A 15,301-nucleotide genomic window follows, 5' to 3' on the forward strand; every position below is an offset into this window, starting at 1 on the left:
GCCATGAGAGCTGATCTGGAAATCATCCAGGAATGGATCCCCGCCGGCAGCCGCGTCCTCGACCTTGGTTGCGGTGACGGCGAACTGCTGACCTGGCTGCGCGACAACAAGAATGTCACCGGTTATGGCCTGGAAAACGACGCCGACAACATCGCCGAATGCGTAGCCAAGGGCATCAACGTCATCGAGCAGGATCTGGACAAGGGGCTGGGCAACTTCGCCAGCAACAGTTTCGACGTCGTCGTCATGACCCAGGCCCTGCAAGCCGTGCACTACCCGGACAAGATCCTCGACGAAATGCTCCGGGTCGGCCGTCAGTGCATCATCACCTTCCCGAACTTCGGTCACTGGCGCTGCCGCTGGTATCTGGCGAGCAAGGGCCGCATGCCGGTGTCCGAGTTTCTGCCGTACACCTGGTACAACACGCCGAACATCCACTTCTGCACCTTCGAAGATTTTGAAGAACTCTGCCGCGAACGTGATGCGAAGGTCATTGATCGGCTTGCCGTGGATCAACAGCACCGTCACGGGTGGGCCAGTAAGCTATGGCCTAATCTGTTAGGTGAGATCGGTATCTACCGCGTCAGCAGCCCGCAGCTTGCAGACCACAAAGTCGCGGTCTGAATCCCGTCATTTCGAGGAGCACGATCATGGGTCGTTTAGCGTTGTTGTTATTGACTGCCTGCCTGAGCGCCAGCGCTCTGGCGGCCGACGTCATCAAGGGTGAGCGCAAGGAAACCTTTGGCGACGTCACGGTGCACTACAACACCTTCAACTCGACGTTCCTGCAACCGGACATCGCCAAGGCCGCGGAGCTGATCCGCAGCAAGAATCAGGGCGTGATCAATGTCTCGGTGATCAAGGACGGCAAACCGCTGGTCGCCAATGTCACCGGCACGGTCAAAGACCTGACCAGCCAGAGCGTGCCGCTGAATTTCAAGCAAGTCACCGAGCAGGGTGCGATCTACTACATCGCCCAATACCCGGTGCCTCAGCAGGAAACCCGCACCTTTGAAATCAAGGTGCAGAACGGCGACAAGATCAACACCATCAATTTCAACCAAGAACTCTTTCCCGGCGAATGATGAACATCAAGCAGCTCGTACTGGCCAGCCATAACGCCGGCAAACTCAAAGAACTCCAGGCCATGCTCGGCGAATCGGTACAACTGCGCTCGATTGGCGAGTGGAGCAAGGTCGAGCCGGAAGAAACCGGTCTGTCGTTCGTCGAGAACGCCATTCTCAAGGCGCGCAACGCCGCACGGATTTCCGGGTTGCCGGCGCTGGCCGACGACTCCGGTCTGGCAGTGGATTTCCTCGGCGGCGCGCCAGGCATCTATTCGGCGCGCTATGCCGACGGCAAGGGCGATGCAGCGAACAACGCCAAACTGCTCGACGCGCTGAAAGATGTGCCGCAAGCCGAGCGCGGTGCGCAGTTCGTTTGCGTATTGGCGCTGGTGCGTCATGCCGATGATCCATTGCCGATCCTCTGTGAAGGCTTGTGGCACGGGCGCATTCTGACCGCTGCCAGTGGCGAACACGGTTTCGGTTATGACCCGCTGTTCTGGGTGCCGGAGCGTGATGTGTCCAGCGCCGAACTGAGCCCGGCCGACAAGAACCAGATCAGCCACCGCGCCCGTGCAATGGATCTGCTGCGCCAGCGTCTGGGCGTGAAATGACCGTTGATTCTTCTGCGTCGTCGCTGATCGTCGGCGGCTCCGCCTCTTCGCCTCGGGCGCCGCTGCCAACGCTGCCGCCCTTGGCGCTGTACATCCACATCCCGTGGTGTGTGCGCAAATGCCCGTATTGCGATTTCAACTCGCACACCGCCAGCCCGGTGTTGCCGGAGCAGGAATACGTCGACGCGCTGCTGGCCGATCTCGATCAGGACCTGCACGCAGTTTACGGCCGCGAAATCAGCTCGATCTTTTTTGGTGGCGGCACACCGAGCCTGTTCAGTGCCGAAGCGCTTGGGCGTTTGCTGGAAGGCGTCGAACAACGCATTCCGTTTGCTGAAGACATTGAAATCACTCTGGAAGCCAACCCCGGTACGTTCGAACAAGAGAAGTTCGTCGCCTACCGCAAGCTGGGGATCAATCGCCTGTCGATCGGGATCCAGAGCTTTCAGCAGGAAAAACTCAAGGCGCTGGGGCGGATTCACAATGGCGACGAAGCGGTGCGTGCGGCCGGGATGGCGCGTCAGGCCGGGTTCGATAACTTCAACCTCGACTTGATGCACGGCTTGCCCGATCAGTCGCTGGACGATGCCTTGAGCGATCTGCGCCAGGCCATCGAATTGAATCCGACGCACATTTCCTGGTATCAGCTGACACTGGAACCGAACACGGTGTTCTGGAACCAGCCGCCGGTGCTGCCGGAAGACGACACGCTGTGGGACATTCAAGAGGCCGGGCAGGCACTGCTGGCCGAGCACGGTTACGCGCAATATGAAGTGTCGGCCTATGCCCAGGCTGGACGCCCGGCGCGGCATAACCTCAATTACTGGAGTTTCGGCGACTTCATCGGCATCGGCGCGGGCGCGCACGGCAAGCTCAGCCATCCGGACGGGCGTATTGTGCGTACGTGGAAGACGCGGCTGCCGAAGGACTATCTCAACCCGGCAAAAAGCTTTCAGGCCGGTGAAAAAGCCCTGACAAATGACGAGATGCCGTTCGAGTTTCTGATGAACGCTTTGCGCCTGACTGCCGGCGTCGAATCGCGCCTGTATCCGGAGCGCACTGGCCTGTCGCTGGAAAGCCTCGCCGAAGGCCGGGCCGCGGCAGAACAAAGCGGTCTGTTGCAGGTCGAACCGTCACGTCTGGCGGCCACCGAGCGCGGACAGTTGTTCCTCAACGACTTGCTGCAACAATTTCTGAACTGAGCCCAACCCTCAACTTCAGCCCCAAGGAAAAACGCATGGATTTGATACTCGACCTGCTCGCCACCGTCTCCCGCTGGAGCCGCAGCAACCTCTCGGAAATCGCTCTGGCCTTGGTCGGCTGCCTGCTGGTGCTGTTCGGCGCCGACTTCAAAGGCTGGGTCGAGCAACGCCTGGGCAGCATCGCCGGCGCCCTGCGCGTGCCGCTGATGTCGCTGCTGTGCGTGATCGGCAGTGGCGCCGCACTGATCTACGCCACGCCATGGGTGATCAAGGGTTTGAGCCAGTTCAACAACTACAGCCTGGCGCCGGTGTTGTTGGTGGTTCTGGTGCTGATCGGCGTCGTCGCCGACCGTCGCTGACTCCGCAAACGCCCCAAAGCAACTGTGGGAGCCAGCCTGCTCGCGAAGGCGTCATGTCAGCCGACATCACTGCTGAATGACCGATCGCTTTCGCGAGCAGGCTCGCTCCCACAGTTGATCGCAATGACAGGGAAGCTCATGAGTAAAAAACTGCTGGATGAGACGAGCAAATTTCTTAGCTACGTACTGCGCCACGAGCCTCAGGCGATTGGGCTGACGCTGGATTCGGAGGGTTGGGCAGATATCGAAGCACTGATCAGCGGCGCTGCGCGTGATGGTCGAAGCCTGGATCGCTCACTGATTGAAAACGTCGTAGCGAGCAGCGACAAAAAACGCTTTTCGATCTCGGAAGACGGCCAGTCCATTCGCGCCGTTCAGGGCCATTCGACGAAAAGCGTAGCGCTTCAACTGGAGGAAAAGCAGCCACCGCAAACGCTGTATCACGGTACGGCGACGCGCTTCATGGACTCTATCAGCCAGCAAGGCTTGATCCCGGGATCGCGTCACCACGTGCATCTATCGGAAGAATCCGCCACCGCCTCAGCCGTCGGGCAACGCTACGGAACCGTGGCAATCCTGAAAGTCGCCGCACAGCAAATGCAGGAGCAAGGCTTCAAGTTTTATCAGGCTGAAAATGGCGTCTGGCTGACAGAACAAGTGCCAGTGCGCTTCATTTCCACCCTGTAGCTTCTGACGAAACCGAAAACAACTGTAGGAGTGAGCCTGCTCGCGATGGCGGCCTGACATTCAACCTCTTCGGTGACTGTCAGTCCGCCATCGCGAGCAGGCTCACTCCTACATTGGGTATTGCGTGATGCTTAAGCGAGTTTTTCGAACTTCAGGTCCCACACGCCATGGCCAAGACGTTCGCCGCGGCGTTCGAACTTGGTGATCGGGCGTTCGGTGGGGCGTGGCACGCACTTGCCGTCTTCGGCGAGGTTGCGGTAGCCCGGGGCGACGTTCATCACTTCCAGCATGTATTCGGCGTACGGTTCCCAGTCGGTGGCCATGTGCAGAATCCCGCCAACCTTCAACTTGCTGCGCACCAGTTCAGCGAACGACGCCTGAACGATGCGACGCTTGTGGTGACGACTCTTGTGCCACGGATCCGGGAAAAACAGCATCAGGCGATCAAGGCTGTTGTCGGCGATGCAGCGGTTGAGCACTTCGATCGCGTCGCAATCGTAGACCCGCAGGTTGGTCAGGCCCTGAGTCAGCACGCCATTGAGCAGCGCGCCAACCCCCGGACGGTGAACCTCAACGCCGATGAAGTCCTGATCCGGTGCCGCCGCGGCCATTTCCAGCAGCGAGTGGCCCATGCCGAAACCGATCTCCAGCGAGCGCGGTGCCGAACGGCCGAACACTTGATCGTAATCCACCGGCGCATCGGCCAGCGGCAGCACGTACAGCGGCGCGCCCTGATCCAGACCGCGTTGCTGGCCTTCGGTCATGCGCCCGGCGCGCATCACGAAACTCTTGATGCGGCGGTGTTGGCGCTCGTCGCCTTCTTCCGTCTGGATAGGCGTGTCGTTCGATTCAGTCATCAATGGCTCTTACTTGATCAGACCATCCAGCGGCGAAGAGGCGCTGGCATAGAGTTTTTTCGGCATACGGCCAGCGAGGTAGGCCAGACGGCCTGCAACGATGGCGTGTTTCATGGCTTCAGCCATCATCACCGGTTGCTGGGCGTGGGCGATGGCCGAGTTCATCAGCACCGCATCGCAACCCAGTTCCATGGCGATGGTCGCGTCGGAGGCAGTACCGACACCGGCATCGACCAACACCGGAATTTTCGCTTCTTCGAGGATGATCTGCAGGTTGTACGGGTTGCAGATCCCCAGACCGGAGCCGATCAGACCGGCCAGCGGCATCACTGCGATGCAGCCGATTTCTGCCAGTTGACGGGCGATGATCGGGTCATCGCTGGTGTAGACCATCACGTCGAAACCTTCCTTGACCAGCGTTTCTGCGGCCTTGAGGGTTTCGATGACGTTAGGGAACAGGGTTTTCTGGTCGGCCAGTACTTCCAGTTTCACCAGGTTGTGGCCATCGAGCAGCTCACGGGCCAGGCGGCAGGTGCGCACAGCTTCGATAGCGTCGTAGCAACCGGCGGTGTTCGGCAGAAAGGTGTAGCGCTCCGGCGACAGCACGTCGAGCAGGTTCGGCTCGCCTTCGATCTGGCCCAGGTTGGTGCGGCGCACGGCGAAGGTGACGATCTCGGCACCCGAGGCTTCGATGGCCTGACGGGTTTCTTCCATGTCACGGTACTTGCCGGTACCAACCAGCAAACGCGACTGGTAAGTACGACCGGCCAGAACAAAAGGCTTGTCGCTACGAACGATGCTCATGGGGAATCCTCTTTAAGGGTGAGGGTCTTGCAGAATTCTGTGCCCTCGCGGGGCGGGCGATCAGCCGCCGCCGATGGCGTGCACCACTTCGACGCTGTCACCGTCATTGAGCGTGGTGTCGGCATGCTGGCTGCGCGGGACGATATCCAGATTGAGTTCGACTGCCACCCGGCGTCCGGTCAGTTCCAGACGGGTGATCAGGGCCGCAACGGTCTCGCCGTCGGGCAGTTCAAGGGATTCGCCGTTCAACTGAATGCGCATGCGCAACGCCGCCATCATTTTTAGGGGCTGGCATTCTAGCCCGATCATGACCTAAAGGTCAGCACCAAGCGTCAAGCGGTTGGTTGCAAGCGCCAGGCGGCGAGCCCAAGGCAAACCCAACCGACCAGAAATGCCAGGCCACCGAACGGGGTGATGATGCCGAGCTTGCTGATGCCGGTGGTGGTCAACACATACAGGCTGCCGGAGAACAACAGAATGCCCGCTGCGAAGGAAAAGCCGGCCCAGGCAACCAGTCGACCCTGAATCTGCGTGGCCAACAGCGCCACACCGAACAGCGCCAAGGTGTGCACCAGTTGATAGGTCACGCCGGTGTGGAAAATCGCCAGATACTCGGGCGTCAGGCGGTTTTTCAGGCCATGGGCGGCGAAGGCACCCAAGGCGACCCCGGTGAAACCGAAAAAAGCAGCCAGCATCAAAAAGCCACGCAGCATTGGGAACTCCAGTCAGACGCGATCGGCAGGGTCTGTATAATGGCCCGCTCCACCGGTTCGGCCAAGCCATCTCTATGCTGCGTACTATTTTCCGTCGTCTCACGAAGGCCCTGCTCTGGTTCGCCGGTGGCAGCGTCTTGCTGGTGCTGGTGTTTCGCGTCGTGCCGCCGCCGGGCACGGCGCTGATGGTCGAGCGCAAGGTCGAATCCTGGGTCGACGGTGAGCCGATTGACCTGCAACGTACCTGGAAGCCGTGGGACGAAATCTCGGACGATCTCAAAGTCGCGGTCATGGCCGGCGAGGATCAGAAATTCCCGGAGCACTGGGGTTTTGATTTCAGCGCGATCCAGGCCGCACTGGCGCACAACGAGCTCGGCGGCTCGATTCGCGGGGCCAGTACCTTGAGCCAGCAAGTGTCGAAAAACCTGTTTCTGTGGGCGGGTCGCAGCTATCTGCGTAAAGGCCTGGAGGCGTGGTTTACCGCGCTGATCGAAGTGTTCTGGCCCAAGCAGCGGATTCTTGAGGTGTACCTGAACAGCGTCGAGTGGGATGACGGCGTGTTTGGCGCGGAAGCTGCGGCCCGCCATCACTTTGGCGTGAGCGCGAAGTCGTTGTCACGTCAGCAGGCGAGTTATCTGGCGGCTGTGTTGCCCAATCCGCGGGTATGGAGTGCGAGCCATCCGACCGCTTATGTGTCGCGCCGGGCCGGGTGGATTCGGCAGCAGATGAGTCAGTTGGGTGGGGATAGTTATCTGTTGGGGCTGAATGATTCGCGTCGGGCACCGTGGTCTCGATAACCAGTCACGAATCTTCCAAACCCTGAAGACCCCCTGTGGGAGCGAGCCTGCTCGCGAAAGCGGTGTACCAGAAACATCAATGCAAACTGACACACCGCTTTCGCGAGCAGGCTCGCTCCCACAGGGGCCAGTATGTCCGCACAAATGAAAACGCCCCGATCATCGCTGATCGGGGCGTTTTTTTATTGCCTGCTCGCCGGTTATGCGGCAATCGACAACTTGAGCTTGTTCATCGCGCTCTTCTCGAGCTGACGGATCCGCTCGGCCGACACGTTGTACTTCTGCGCCAGGTCGTGCAGCGTGGCTTTCTCTTCTGCCAGCCAGCGCTGGTAGAGGATGTCACGGCTGCGCTCGTCCAGCACTTCCAGGGCTTCGTGCAGGTTGCTGTTGGAGTTGTCGCTCCAGTCGGCATCTTCCAGTTGACGCGCCGGGTCGTACCGGTGGTCTTCCAGATAGTTGGCCGGCGACTGGAAAGCGCTGTCGTCGTCGGCTTCAGCAGCCGGGTCGAAGGCCATGTCATGGCCGGTCAGGCGACTTTCCATCTCGCGCACTTCCCGCGGTTCAACGCCGAGGCTTTCCGCCACACGGTGGACTTCCTCGTTGTTCAGCCACGCCAGACGTTTCTTCTGGCTGCGCAGGTTGAAGAACAGCTTGCGCTGGGCCTTGGTGGTCGCGACTTTCACAATGCGCCAGTTGCGCAGAATGAACTCGTGAATTTCCGCCTTGATCCAGTGCACGGCGAACGACACCAGACGCACACCCATTTCCGGGTTGAAGCGCTTTACGGCCTTCATCAGGCCGACGTTACCTTCCTGGATCAGGTCAGCCTGAGCCAGACCGTAGCCGGAATAGCTACGGGCGATATGTACGACAAAACGCAGGTGGGCGAGCACCATCTGCCGAGCCGCCCCCAAATCCTGCTCATAGTAGAGACTCTCGGCCAGTTCACGCTCCTGCTCCGGCGTCAGCAATGGAATGCTGTTGACGGTGTGCACGTAAGCTTCCAGGTTCGCACCCGGAACCAACGCATACGCAGGCTGCAAAGAATTGGTCATACGAAAAAACCTCCCACTTACATACTCGTGCCTCTCGGCACTGCGAAAAATTGACCGGGAATTCAAGTGCAAGTTCCCAAAAAAACCGCGAGGTCAATCACGCGCAAAAAAGATTCTACTTCGGCGCCAGCTCCCTGAGATGGCGTGCGACTGCAATCCATGCACCGATATAACCCAACAGCACCGCGCCAAGCAAGAGCGACAGACCGTCGGCAACTGGCACTCCGGCCAGCGCGAAATCACTGCCGTACAAGCCGGCCAGTCCAACCACCGCATCGTTCAGCCAGTTCAAGCCGAACGCCAATACACCCCAGGACAACAGTCCCGCACCGAAGCCATACAACGCGCCCATATAAAGGAAGGGACGACGCACATAGCTGTCAGTGCCGCCGACGAGTTTAATCACTTCTATCTCGGTGCGGCGGTTTTCAATATGAAGACGAATGGTATTGCCTATCACCAAAAGTAATGCAGAAACCAAAAGCACCGTCAGACCGAAGACAAAACGATCGCCAAGCTTGAGGATGGCGGCCAGACGCTCGACCCAGACTAGATCAAGTTGCGCCTGTTGTACCTTGGGCAGCTCGGAAAGTTTTTGTCTTAATGCTTCCAGCGTCGGCTTGTCGACTTCGTTTGGCGTCACCAGCACGACGCCCGGCAACGGGTTCTCCGGCAGCTCGCGCAGGGCTTCGCCCAGTCCGGACTGTTGCTGGAACTCTTCCAGCGCCTGATCGCGGCCGACATATTCAGCATCAGCTACGCCGGGCATGCCTTTGATCTGTTCGCGCAGCGACTCGCCCTGTTCCGGGCTGGCGTCGAGTTGCAGATACAGCGAAATCTGCGCCGCTCGCTGCCACGAACCGCCAAGACGCTCGACGTTGTTAAGCAACAGCGAAAGCCCCATCGGCAAACTCAGCGCCACCGCCATCACCATGCAGGTGAAGAAGCTGCCGATCGGCTGTTTGCCGAGGCGACGCAGGCTGTCGAGCAGGCTGGCGCGATGGCTTTCGGTCCACGCACGGAACAGCGTGGCGAAGTCCGGACCATCGTCTTCGTCGTGTTTTTTCTTCTTCGGCGGCTGCGGATCGGCGGCTTTCGGGGCCACGCGTTCGGAAACCTTCGGACTGCGTGTCGCACTCATTCTCCGGCCTCCCCGTCGCCAATCAATCGGCCGCGTTGCAGGGTCAGCATGCGGTGACGCATACGCGCGATCAGTGCCAGGTCGTGACTGGCAATCAGCACGCTGGTGCCCAGACGGTTGATGTCTTCGAAGACGCCCATGATCTCGGCCGCCAGACGCGGGTCGAGGTTACCGGTCGGTTCGTCCGCCAGCAGCAGGGCCGGGCGGTGAACGATGGCGCGAGCAATGCCGACGCGCTGTTGCTGACCGGTGGACAGGTCGCCCGGGTACAGATCGGTTTTATCCGACAGCGCCACGCGCTCCAGTGCCGAATCGACACGCTTGGCGATTTCGGCCTTGGACAGCCCGAGAATCTGCAGCGGCAAGGCGACGTTGTTGAACACCGTACGATCGAACAGCAACTGGTGGTTCTGGAACACCACGCCGATCTGCCGGCGCAGGAACGGAATCTGCGCGTTGCTGATGGTGCTCAGGTCTTGCCCGGCCAGCAGCAGTTTGCCGCTGGTTGGACGTTCCATCGCCAGCAACAGGCGCAACAACGTGGATTTACCGGCACCGGAGTGGCCGGTGACAAACAAGAACTCGCCACGACGGACTCGAAAGCTCAGCTCATGCAAGCCGACGTGACCGTTCGGGTAGCGTTTACCGACCTGTTCGAAACGAATCATGAACGCTCCCGCTCGGCAAACAGTGCCTGGACAAAGGGTTCGGCTTCAAAGGTACGCAAATCGTCGATGCCTTCACCGACGCCGATGTAGCGAATCGGCAGGCCGAACTGCTTGGCCAGGGCGAAAATCACCCCGCCCTTGGCGGTACCGTCAAGCTTGGTCAGCGCCAGACCGGTCAGTTCGACGGTCTGGTTGAATTGCTTGGCCTGGTTGATGGCGTTCTGGCCAGTACCGGCGTCGAGCACCAGCAACACTTCGTGCGGCGCGTCGGCGTCGAGCTTGCCGATTACGCGGCGAACCTTTTTCAGTTCTTCCATCAGGTTGTCTTTGGTGTGCAGACGACCGGCGGTGTCGGCGATCAGCACGTCGATGCCACGCGCCTTGGCGGCCTGCACGGCGTCGAAGATCACCGAAGCCGAGTCGGCGCCGGTGTGCTGGGCGATGACCGGAATCTTGTTGCGCTCGCCCCAGACTTGAAGTTGCTCCACGGCAGCGGCGCGGAAGGTGTCACCAGCGGCAAGCATGACTTTCTTGCCTTCCAGCTGCAGCTTCTTCGCCAGTTTGCCGATGGTGGTGGTCTTGCCGGCGCCGTTGACGCCAACCACCAGAATCACGAACGGCTTGTTCTGCGAGACGATCTTCAGCGGTTGTTCGACCGGTTTGAGCATCGCGGCCAGTTCGGCCTGCAGGGATTTGTACAGCGCGTCGGCGTCGGCCAGCTCTTTGCGGGCGACCTTCTGGGTCAGGCGCTGGATAATCTGCGTGGTGGCTTCGACGCCGACGTCGGCGGTCAGCAGACGGGTTTCGAGGTCATCGAGCAGGTCGTCATCGATGGTTTTGCGGCCGAGGAACAGACTGGCCATGCCCTCGCCGATGCTGGCGCTGGTTTTCGACAGGCCTTGCTTGAGGCGGGCGAAGAAGCCGGCCTTGGTTTCTTCGGTGCGCGGGGCTTCGACCGGGACCTCGGCAATCACTTCAACTGGAGTAACAGGAGCAGCGACAACCGGTGCAGGTGCAGGTGCAGGTGCAGGTGCAGGCTCGGGCTGTTGAACAACTGGCGCAACAAACACGGGCGCAACAGGCTCAACAACAACCGGCGCAGGCTCGACAACCGGCTCAACCACCGGTGCCGGAGCAACCTCTGGAACGAATGCAGCAGGCGCAGGAATCTCTGGGGTGACGTGCGGCGCAGCCTCTTCAACCAATGCCACTGGCTCTTCCGCCACAGGCAAAGTCAGCCATGGCTCAGCCGCCGGGGTCAGCGGCAATTCCGCCGCCACAGGCGCTTCTGGCTCAGACTCTGGCTCAACCGGTTGCAACACCGGTTCGGCAATCGGCAGAACGATCGGTGCCGGCTCTTCTTCTATTACCGGTGCAGGCGCCGGTGCAGGCTCAGGAATCGCGGGCGGCTGTTCGACGACGGGTTCCTGCGGTTTCTTACGCAGCCATCCGAACAGGCTTTTCTTCTCGCCAGCCGCAGCTGGGGTCTTCTTGTCGTCGTTGGAACCAAACATGGAGGACGGCTATCTCACGGTAGCGACGCGCCATAAGGGCGCCCCGGCAAATAAATATTCGATGCAGAACAGACTGTGTTTCATCCAGCTTGTTCACGCGCAACATTTTGTCGAGGCGCCACAGGCACCTCAAAGGTCGATTAATACGAAGGACTGGAACGGCATCTTCGGCGAAAACGCAGAGTTTAGCTGACAAACTCAAAGCTTCTGCCGGGAACCCATACAACCTATCGACCGATCAGTGGCTTGATAGGCGTGGCCGCCAGTAAAACGGATCAGTATCCTAGCACCCTCTCGCCCGCCGACGCTAAGACCAAGCGGGCAGCCCAACAGGTTAAAAAACGAATGAATGCTCTAGCCCGCCGCGCTGCAGGCCTGCTGCTCAGCACAGTCTGCCTGCCCCTTTCGGCCCTGGCGGCCGACCCGCAACCGACCCACGAATTCACCCTCGACAACGGCCTCAAGGTCGTGGTGCGCGAAGACCATCGCGCGCCCGTGGTGGTCTCGCAGGTCTGGTACAAGGTCGGCTCCAGCTACGAAACCCCGGGCCAGACCGGTCTGTCCCACGCGCTTGAGCACATGATGTTCAAGGGCAGCGAGAAAGTCGGTCCCGGCGAAGCCTCTTTAATCCTGCGCGACCTGGGCGCCGAAGAGAACGCATTCACCAGCGACGACTTCACCGCTTATTACCAGGTGCTGGCTCGCGACCGTCTGGGCGTAGCCTTCGAACTGGAAGCCGACCGCATGGCCAATCTGCGCCTGCCGGCCGACGAGTTCGCCAAGGAAATCGAAGTCATCAAGGAAGAGCGCCGCTTGCGCACCGATGACAAGCCGATGTCCAAGGCTTACGAGCGTTACAAAGCCATGGCCTACCCGGCCAGCGGTTACCACACGCCCACCATTGGCTGGATGGCTGACCTCGACCGCATGACGGTCGAAGAGCTGCGCCACTGGTACCAATCCTGGTACGTGCCGAACAACGCCACGCTGGTGGTGGTCGGCGACGTGACCCCGGACGAGGTAAAAACCCTCGCCCAACGCTATTTCGGCCCGATCGCCAAGCGCGAGGTACCACCGGCGAAAAAACCGCTGGAACTGGCCGAACCCGGCGAACGCCAGATCACCCTGCACGTGCAGACGCAATTGCCGAGCTTGATGCTTGGTTTCAACGTGCCGAGCATCGCCACGGCTGAAGACAAGCGCTCGGTCAACGCTCTGCGTCTGATCTCGGCGCTGCTCGACGGCGGCTACAGCGGTCGCATCCCGACGCAACTGGAGCGCGGTGAAGAGCTGGTTTCCGGCGGTTCGTCGAGCTACGACGCCTACACCCGTGGCGACAGCCTGTTCACCCTGTCGGCAACCCCGAACACGCAGAAGAAAAAGACCATGGCGCAAGCCGAAGCCGGCCTGTGGAAACTGCTGGAGCAGTTGAAAACCACCGCGCCATCTGCCGAAGAACTGGAACGCGTGCGTGCACAAGTGATCGCCGGTCTGGTCTTCGAGCGTGATTCGATCACCAGCCAGGCCACGGCCATCGGGCAGCTGGAAACCGTCGGCCTGTCGTGGAAACTGATGGACACCGAACTCGCCGATCTGGAAAGCGTCACCCCGCAAGACATCCAGAACGCCGCCAAGCTGTATTTCACCCGCGAACGTCTCAGCGTCGCCCACGTCCTGCCACTGGAGACGACTCATGAGTGAGCGCAAAACCCCACGCCTGCTGCTCGGCCTGATCGCCGTTGCAGTGATCGGCTCTGCCGCGTTGTACCTGTCGCCAGGCGCTGACAGCAATGCCAGCGAAGCCTTGGACAACGCCAAGACCAGCCAAAAGCTGCAATCACTGGCCGAGCTCGACGGCAAGGCCCCGGCCAGCCGCAAGCTCGACGTGCAAACCTGGAACACCGCCGAAGGCGCCAAAGTGCTGTTCGTCGAAGCCCATGAGCTGCCAATGTTCGACATGCGCCTGATCTTCGCCGCCGGCAGCAGCCAGGACGGCAGCGCATCGGGTCTGGCGGTGCTGACCAACGCCATGCTCAACGAAGGTGTCGCTGGCAAAGACGTCGGCGCCATCGCTCAGGGCTTTGAAGGTCTGGGTGCGGATTTCGGCAACGGTGCTTTCAAGGACATGGCGCTGGCTTCGCTGCGCAGCCTGAGTGCTGCCGACAAGCGTGAGCCTGCTTTGAAGCTGTTCTCGGAAGTCATCGGCAAACCGACCTTCCCGGCCGACTCGTTCGCGCGCATCAAGAACCAGATGCTCGCCGGATTCGAATATCAGAAACAGAACCCCGGCAAACTCGCCAGCCTTGAGCTGATGAAGCGTCTGTATGGCGATCACCCGTACGCGCATTCGAGCGACGGCAATCCACAGAGCGTGCCGAAGATCACTCTCGCGCAATTGCGTGAGTTCCACGCCAAGGCTTACGCCGCTGGCAATGTGGTGATTGCGCTGGTCGGTGACTTGTCTCGCACGGAAGCCGAGACGATTGCCAATCAGGTCTCCTCGGCCCTGCCGAAAGGCCCGGCGCTGGCGAAGATCGCTCAGCCGCAGGAACCGAAAGCCAGCACTGGCCATATCGAATTCCCGTCGAAGCAGACCAACCTGATGCTCGCGCAACTGGGCATCGACCGTGATGACCCGGATTACGCGGCGCTGTCGATGGGCAACCAGATCCTCGGTGGCGGCGGTTTCGGCACACGCCTGATGAGCGAAGTGCGTGAAAAACGTGGCCTGACTTACGGCGTATATTCGGGTTTCAGCCCGATGCAGGCTCGTGGCCCGTTCATGATCAATCTGCAGACTCGTGCGGAAATGAGCGAAGGCACCCTGAAACTGGTGCAAGACGTGCTCGCCGACTACCTGAAAACCGGGCCGACGCAGAAAGAACTCGATGACGCCAAACGCGAGCTGGCTGGCAGCTTCCCGCTATCGACCGCGAGCAATGCCGATATCGTTGGCCAACTCGGCGCCATGGGCTTCTATAATCTGCCGTTGAGCTATCTGGACGACTTCATGCGTCAGTCGCAGAGCCTGACCGTGGAACAAGTCCGCGACGCCCTGAACAAACACCTGAGCACGGACAAAATGGTCATCGTCACCGCTGGCCCGACCGTGCCGCAAAAGCCGTTACCGGCCCCATCTGATAAACCTGCCGAGCAACCGCTCGGGGTTCCGGAGCACTAATGGCTACCCGATCGCCTAAAAAACCTGCGCAAAACGTCCACAACGGTGTGAACCAGTTGCGCATCATTGGCGGCCAATGGCGCAGCCGCAAGCTGAGCTTCCCTGACGCGCCGGGCCTGCGCCCGACGCCGGATCGCGTGCGTGAAACCCTGTTCAACTGGCTCGCGCCGTACGTTGAAGGGGCCAAGGTACTCGACCCGTTCGCCGGCAGCGGCGCGCTGTTTCTCGAAGCACTGTCCCGCGGCGCCGCCATGGGCCAGGCGCTGGATGCCAGCAACATTGCCGTCTCCAGCCTGAAGGAACACCTCGGCACCCTGCGCTGCACCAACGGCCAGGTGCAGACCGCCGACGCCCTGCGTTATCTGGAAACCCAGACCGCCAGTGCGTTCGACCTGGTGTTCCTCGACCCGCCGTTCAATCAGAACCTGCTGCCGACCGTTTGCGCCTTGCTCGAAGAACGTCAGTGGCTGGCGCCCGACTCGTGGATCTACACTGAAAGCGAAACAGCGCCATCGACGCTGGGTCTGCCGGGCAACTGGCGCCTGCACCGCGAGCAGAAATCCGGCCGGGTTTACTACGCGCTGTGGCAACGTACGGCAGAGATCGCCGGTTAACCGACCGGCCTGAACAAGCGGCGCGCCTCGA

19 protein-coding genes are annotated in these 15,301 nt (G+C 60.5%); 11 read left to right on the plus strand and 8 right to left on the minus strand.

Translation table 11 applies throughout. The features are described 5' to 3' along the window. The first annotated feature begins 3 nt into the window (after positions 1–3). The 6 genes from metW (at position 4) to QOM10_RS27600 (ending at position 3,926) form a co-directional block, all read left to right on the plus strand. The gene (metW, locus tag QOM10_RS27575; protein WP_127930113.1) at positions 4–624 is read left to right on the plus strand and encodes a methionine biosynthesis protein MetW; all 621 of its coding nucleotides are present in this window, start codon (positions 4–6) and stop codon (positions 622–624) included. Between the two features lie 26 nt (positions 625–650). Next, positions 651–1,085, plus strand: coding sequence for a DUF4426 domain-containing protein (locus QOM10_RS27580; RefSeq protein ID WP_102901333.1), 435 nt, complete (start codon positions 651–653; stop codon positions 1,083–1,085). After that, positions 1,082–1,678: an RdgB/HAM1 family non-canonical purine NTP pyrophosphatase gene (gene rdgB / locus QOM10_RS27585; protein ID WP_316917261.1), complete on the plus strand. Its 597-nt coding sequence runs from the start codon at positions 1,082–1,084 to the stop codon at positions 1,676–1,678. The genes QOM10_RS27580 and rdgB overlap by 4 nt, the downstream gene beginning before the upstream one ends. Further along, positions 1,675–2,880, plus strand: coding sequence for a radical SAM family heme chaperone HemW (gene hemW, locus QOM10_RS27590; RefSeq protein ID WP_316917262.1), 1,206 nt, complete (start codon positions 1,675–1,677; stop codon positions 2,878–2,880). Before rdgB ends, hemW begins: the two co-directional genes overlap by 4 nt. A 35-nt stretch (positions 2,881–2,915) precedes the next feature. Further along, positions 2,916–3,239 (plus strand): DUF3392 domain-containing protein, encoded by a 324-nt coding sequence (locus QOM10_RS27595; RefSeq protein WP_127930116.1) that lies wholly within the window; start codon positions 2,916–2,918, stop codon positions 3,237–3,239. Positions 3,240–3,377: 138 nt separating this feature from the next. Further along, positions 3,378–3,926: an RNA 2'-phosphotransferase gene (locus QOM10_RS27600; protein WP_316917263.1), complete on the plus strand. Its 549-nt coding sequence runs from the start codon at positions 3,378–3,380 to the stop codon at positions 3,924–3,926. A gap of 131 nt (positions 3,927–4,057) precedes the next feature. Here QOM10_RS27600 and trmB read toward each other — a convergent pair whose 3' ends face one another. The 4 genes from trmB to QOM10_RS27620 form a co-directional block, all read right to left on the minus strand. Next, the gene (gene trmB / locus QOM10_RS27605; RefSeq protein ID WP_122604431.1) at positions 4,058–4,783 is read right to left on the minus strand and encodes a tRNA (guanosine(46)-N7)-methyltransferase TrmB; all 726 of its coding nucleotides are present in this window, start codon (positions 4,781–4,783) and stop codon (positions 4,058–4,060) included. A 9-nt stretch (positions 4,784–4,792) separates the two neighbouring features. Then, entirely contained in the window at positions 4,793–5,587 is a 795-nt protein-coding gene (locus QOM10_RS27610; protein WP_007913621.1) for a thiazole synthase, read from the minus strand. 60 nt (positions 5,588–5,647) lie between these two features. After that, positions 5,648–5,848 carry a sulfur carrier protein ThiS gene (thiS, locus tag QOM10_RS27615; RefSeq protein WP_161986536.1) on the minus strand — a complete coding sequence of 67 codons (201 nt, stop codon included), beginning with the start codon at positions 5,846–5,848 and terminating at the stop codon, positions 5,648–5,650. 71 nt (positions 5,849–5,919) lie between these two features. After that, a complete protein-coding gene (locus QOM10_RS27620; RefSeq protein WP_127930119.1) occupies positions 5,920–6,300 on the minus strand; it encodes a DUF423 domain-containing protein in 381 nt (126 codons plus the stop codon). A 74-nt stretch (positions 6,301–6,374) separates the two neighbouring features. Between QOM10_RS27620 and mtgA the strand changes: the two genes are divergently transcribed. Next, the gene (mtgA, locus tag QOM10_RS27625) at positions 6,375–7,097 is read left to right on the plus strand and encodes a monofunctional biosynthetic peptidoglycan transglycosylase (RefSeq protein WP_127930120.1); all 723 of its coding nucleotides are present in this window, start codon (positions 6,375–6,377) and stop codon (positions 7,095–7,097) included. A gap of 200 nt (positions 7,098–7,297) precedes the next feature. On the opposite strand, the gene rpoH is transcribed toward mtgA, so the two are convergent. The 4 genes from rpoH to ftsY form a co-directional block, all read right to left on the minus strand. Continuing rightward, positions 7,298–8,152, minus strand: coding sequence for an RNA polymerase sigma factor RpoH (rpoH, locus tag QOM10_RS27630; RefSeq protein WP_007913617.1), 855 nt, complete (start codon positions 8,150–8,152; stop codon positions 7,298–7,300). Between the two features lie 115 nt (positions 8,153–8,267). Next, positions 8,268–9,293, minus strand: a complete 1,026-nt coding sequence (gene ftsX, locus QOM10_RS27635; protein WP_316917264.1) for a permease-like cell division protein FtsX — start codon at positions 9,291–9,293, stop codon at positions 8,268–8,270. Beyond that, positions 9,290–9,961 (minus strand): cell division ATP-binding protein FtsE, encoded by a 672-nt coding sequence (ftsE, locus tag QOM10_RS27640; protein WP_008065082.1) that lies wholly within the window; start codon positions 9,959–9,961, stop codon positions 9,290–9,292. The genes ftsX and ftsE overlap by 4 nt, the downstream gene beginning before the upstream one ends. After that, a complete protein-coding gene (gene ftsY / locus QOM10_RS27645) occupies positions 9,958–11,475 on the minus strand; it encodes a signal recognition particle-docking protein FtsY (RefSeq protein WP_316917265.1) in 1,518 nt (505 codons plus the stop codon). Before ftsY ends, ftsE begins: the two co-directional genes overlap by 4 nt. Between ftsY and QOM10_RS27650 the strand changes: the two genes are divergently transcribed. The 4 genes from QOM10_RS27650 to rsmD all read left to right on the plus strand — a co-directional run bounded on the left by QOM10_RS27650 (position 11,474) and on the right by rsmD (position 15,270). Further along, positions 11,474–11,668 carry a hypothetical protein gene (locus QOM10_RS27650; protein ID WP_095121529.1) on the plus strand — a complete coding sequence of 65 codons (195 nt, stop codon included), beginning with the start codon at positions 11,474–11,476 and terminating at the stop codon, positions 11,666–11,668. The genes ftsY and QOM10_RS27650 overlap by 2 nt on opposite strands. A gap of 152 nt (positions 11,669–11,820) precedes the next feature. After that, positions 11,821–13,176: a M16 family metallopeptidase gene (locus QOM10_RS27655; RefSeq protein WP_127930122.1), complete on the plus strand. Its 1,356-nt coding sequence runs from the start codon at positions 11,821–11,823 to the stop codon at positions 13,174–13,176. Further along, positions 13,169–14,656, plus strand: coding sequence for a M16 family metallopeptidase (locus QOM10_RS27660; protein ID WP_160042213.1), 1,488 nt, complete (start codon positions 13,169–13,171; stop codon positions 14,654–14,656). Before QOM10_RS27655 ends, QOM10_RS27660 begins: the two co-directional genes overlap by 8 nt. Then, a complete protein-coding gene (gene rsmD / locus QOM10_RS27665; RefSeq protein WP_127930124.1) occupies positions 14,656–15,270 on the plus strand; it encodes a 16S rRNA (guanine(966)-N(2))-methyltransferase RsmD in 615 nt (204 codons plus the stop codon). The genes QOM10_RS27660 and rsmD overlap by 1 nt, the downstream gene beginning before the upstream one ends. Positions 15,271–15,301 lie beyond the last annotated feature (31 nt).

It is taken from the genome of Pseudomonas sp. P108, from assembly GCF_032613195.1.
Taxonomy (GTDB): domain Bacteria; phylum Pseudomonadota; class Gammaproteobacteria; order Pseudomonadales; family Pseudomonadaceae; genus Aquipseudomonas.

Bases quoted from the DNA above. Each gene is read 5' to 3' on its own strand.
- metW (WP_127930113.1), top strand. From the start codon at position 4: ATGAGAGCTGATCTGGAAATCATCCAGGAATGGATCCCCGCCGGCAGC.
- QOM10_RS27580 (WP_102901333.1), top strand. From the start codon at position 651: ATGGGTCGTTTAGCGTTGTTGTTATTGACTGCCTGCCTGAGCGCCAGC.
- rdgB (WP_316917261.1), top strand. From the start codon at position 1,082: ATGATGAACATCAAGCAGCTCGTACTGGCCAGCCATAACGCCGGCAAA.
- hemW (WP_316917262.1), top strand. From the start codon at position 1,675: ATGACCGTTGATTCTTCTGCGTCGTCGCTGATCGTCGGCGGCTCCGCC.
- QOM10_RS27595 (WP_127930116.1), top strand. From the start codon at position 2,916: ATGGATTTGATACTCGACCTGCTCGCCACCGTCTCCCGCTGGAGCCGC.
- QOM10_RS27600 (WP_316917263.1), top strand. From the start codon at position 3,378: ATGAGTAAAAAACTGCTGGATGAGACGAGCAAATTTCTTAGCTACGTA.
- trmB (WP_122604431.1), bottom strand. From the start codon at position 4,783: ATGACTGAATCGAACGACACGCCTATCCAGACGGAAGAAGGCGACGAG.
- QOM10_RS27610 (WP_007913621.1), bottom strand. From the start codon at position 5,587: ATGAGCATCGTTCGTAGCGACAAGCCTTTTGTTCTGGCCGGTCGTACT.
- thiS (WP_161986536.1), bottom strand. From the start codon at position 5,848: ATGCGCATTCAGTTGAACGGCGAATCCCTTGAACTGCCCGACGGCGAG.
- QOM10_RS27620 (WP_127930119.1), bottom strand. From the start codon at position 6,300: ATGCTGCGTGGCTTTTTGATGCTGGCTGCTTTTTTCGGTTTCACCGGG.
- mtgA (WP_127930120.1), top strand. From the start codon at position 6,375: ATGCTGCGTACTATTTTCCGTCGTCTCACGAAGGCCCTGCTCTGGTTC.
- rpoH (WP_007913617.1), bottom strand. From the start codon at position 8,152: ATGACCAATTCTTTGCAGCCTGCGTATGCGTTGGTTCCGGGTGCGAAC.
- ftsX (WP_316917264.1), bottom strand. From the start codon at position 9,293: ATGAGTGCGACACGCAGTCCGAAGGTTTCCGAACGCGTGGCCCCGAAA.
- ftsE (WP_008065082.1), bottom strand. From the start codon at position 9,961: ATGATTCGTTTCGAACAGGTCGGTAAACGCTACCCGAACGGTCACGTC.
- QOM10_RS27650 (WP_095121529.1), top strand. From the start codon at position 11,474: ATGGAGGACGGCTATCTCACGGTAGCGACGCGCCATAAGGGCGCCCCG.
- ftsY (WP_316917265.1), bottom strand. From the start codon at position 11,475: ATGTTTGGTTCCAACGACGACAAGAAGACCCCAGCTGCGGCTGGCGAG.
- QOM10_RS27655 (WP_127930122.1), top strand. From the start codon at position 11,821: ATGAATGCTCTAGCCCGCCGCGCTGCAGGCCTGCTGCTCAGCACAGTC.
- QOM10_RS27660 (WP_160042213.1), top strand. From the start codon at position 13,169: ATGAGTGAGCGCAAAACCCCACGCCTGCTGCTCGGCCTGATCGCCGTT.
- rsmD (WP_127930124.1), top strand. From the start codon at position 14,656: ATGGCTACCCGATCGCCTAAAAAACCTGCGCAAAACGTCCACAACGGT.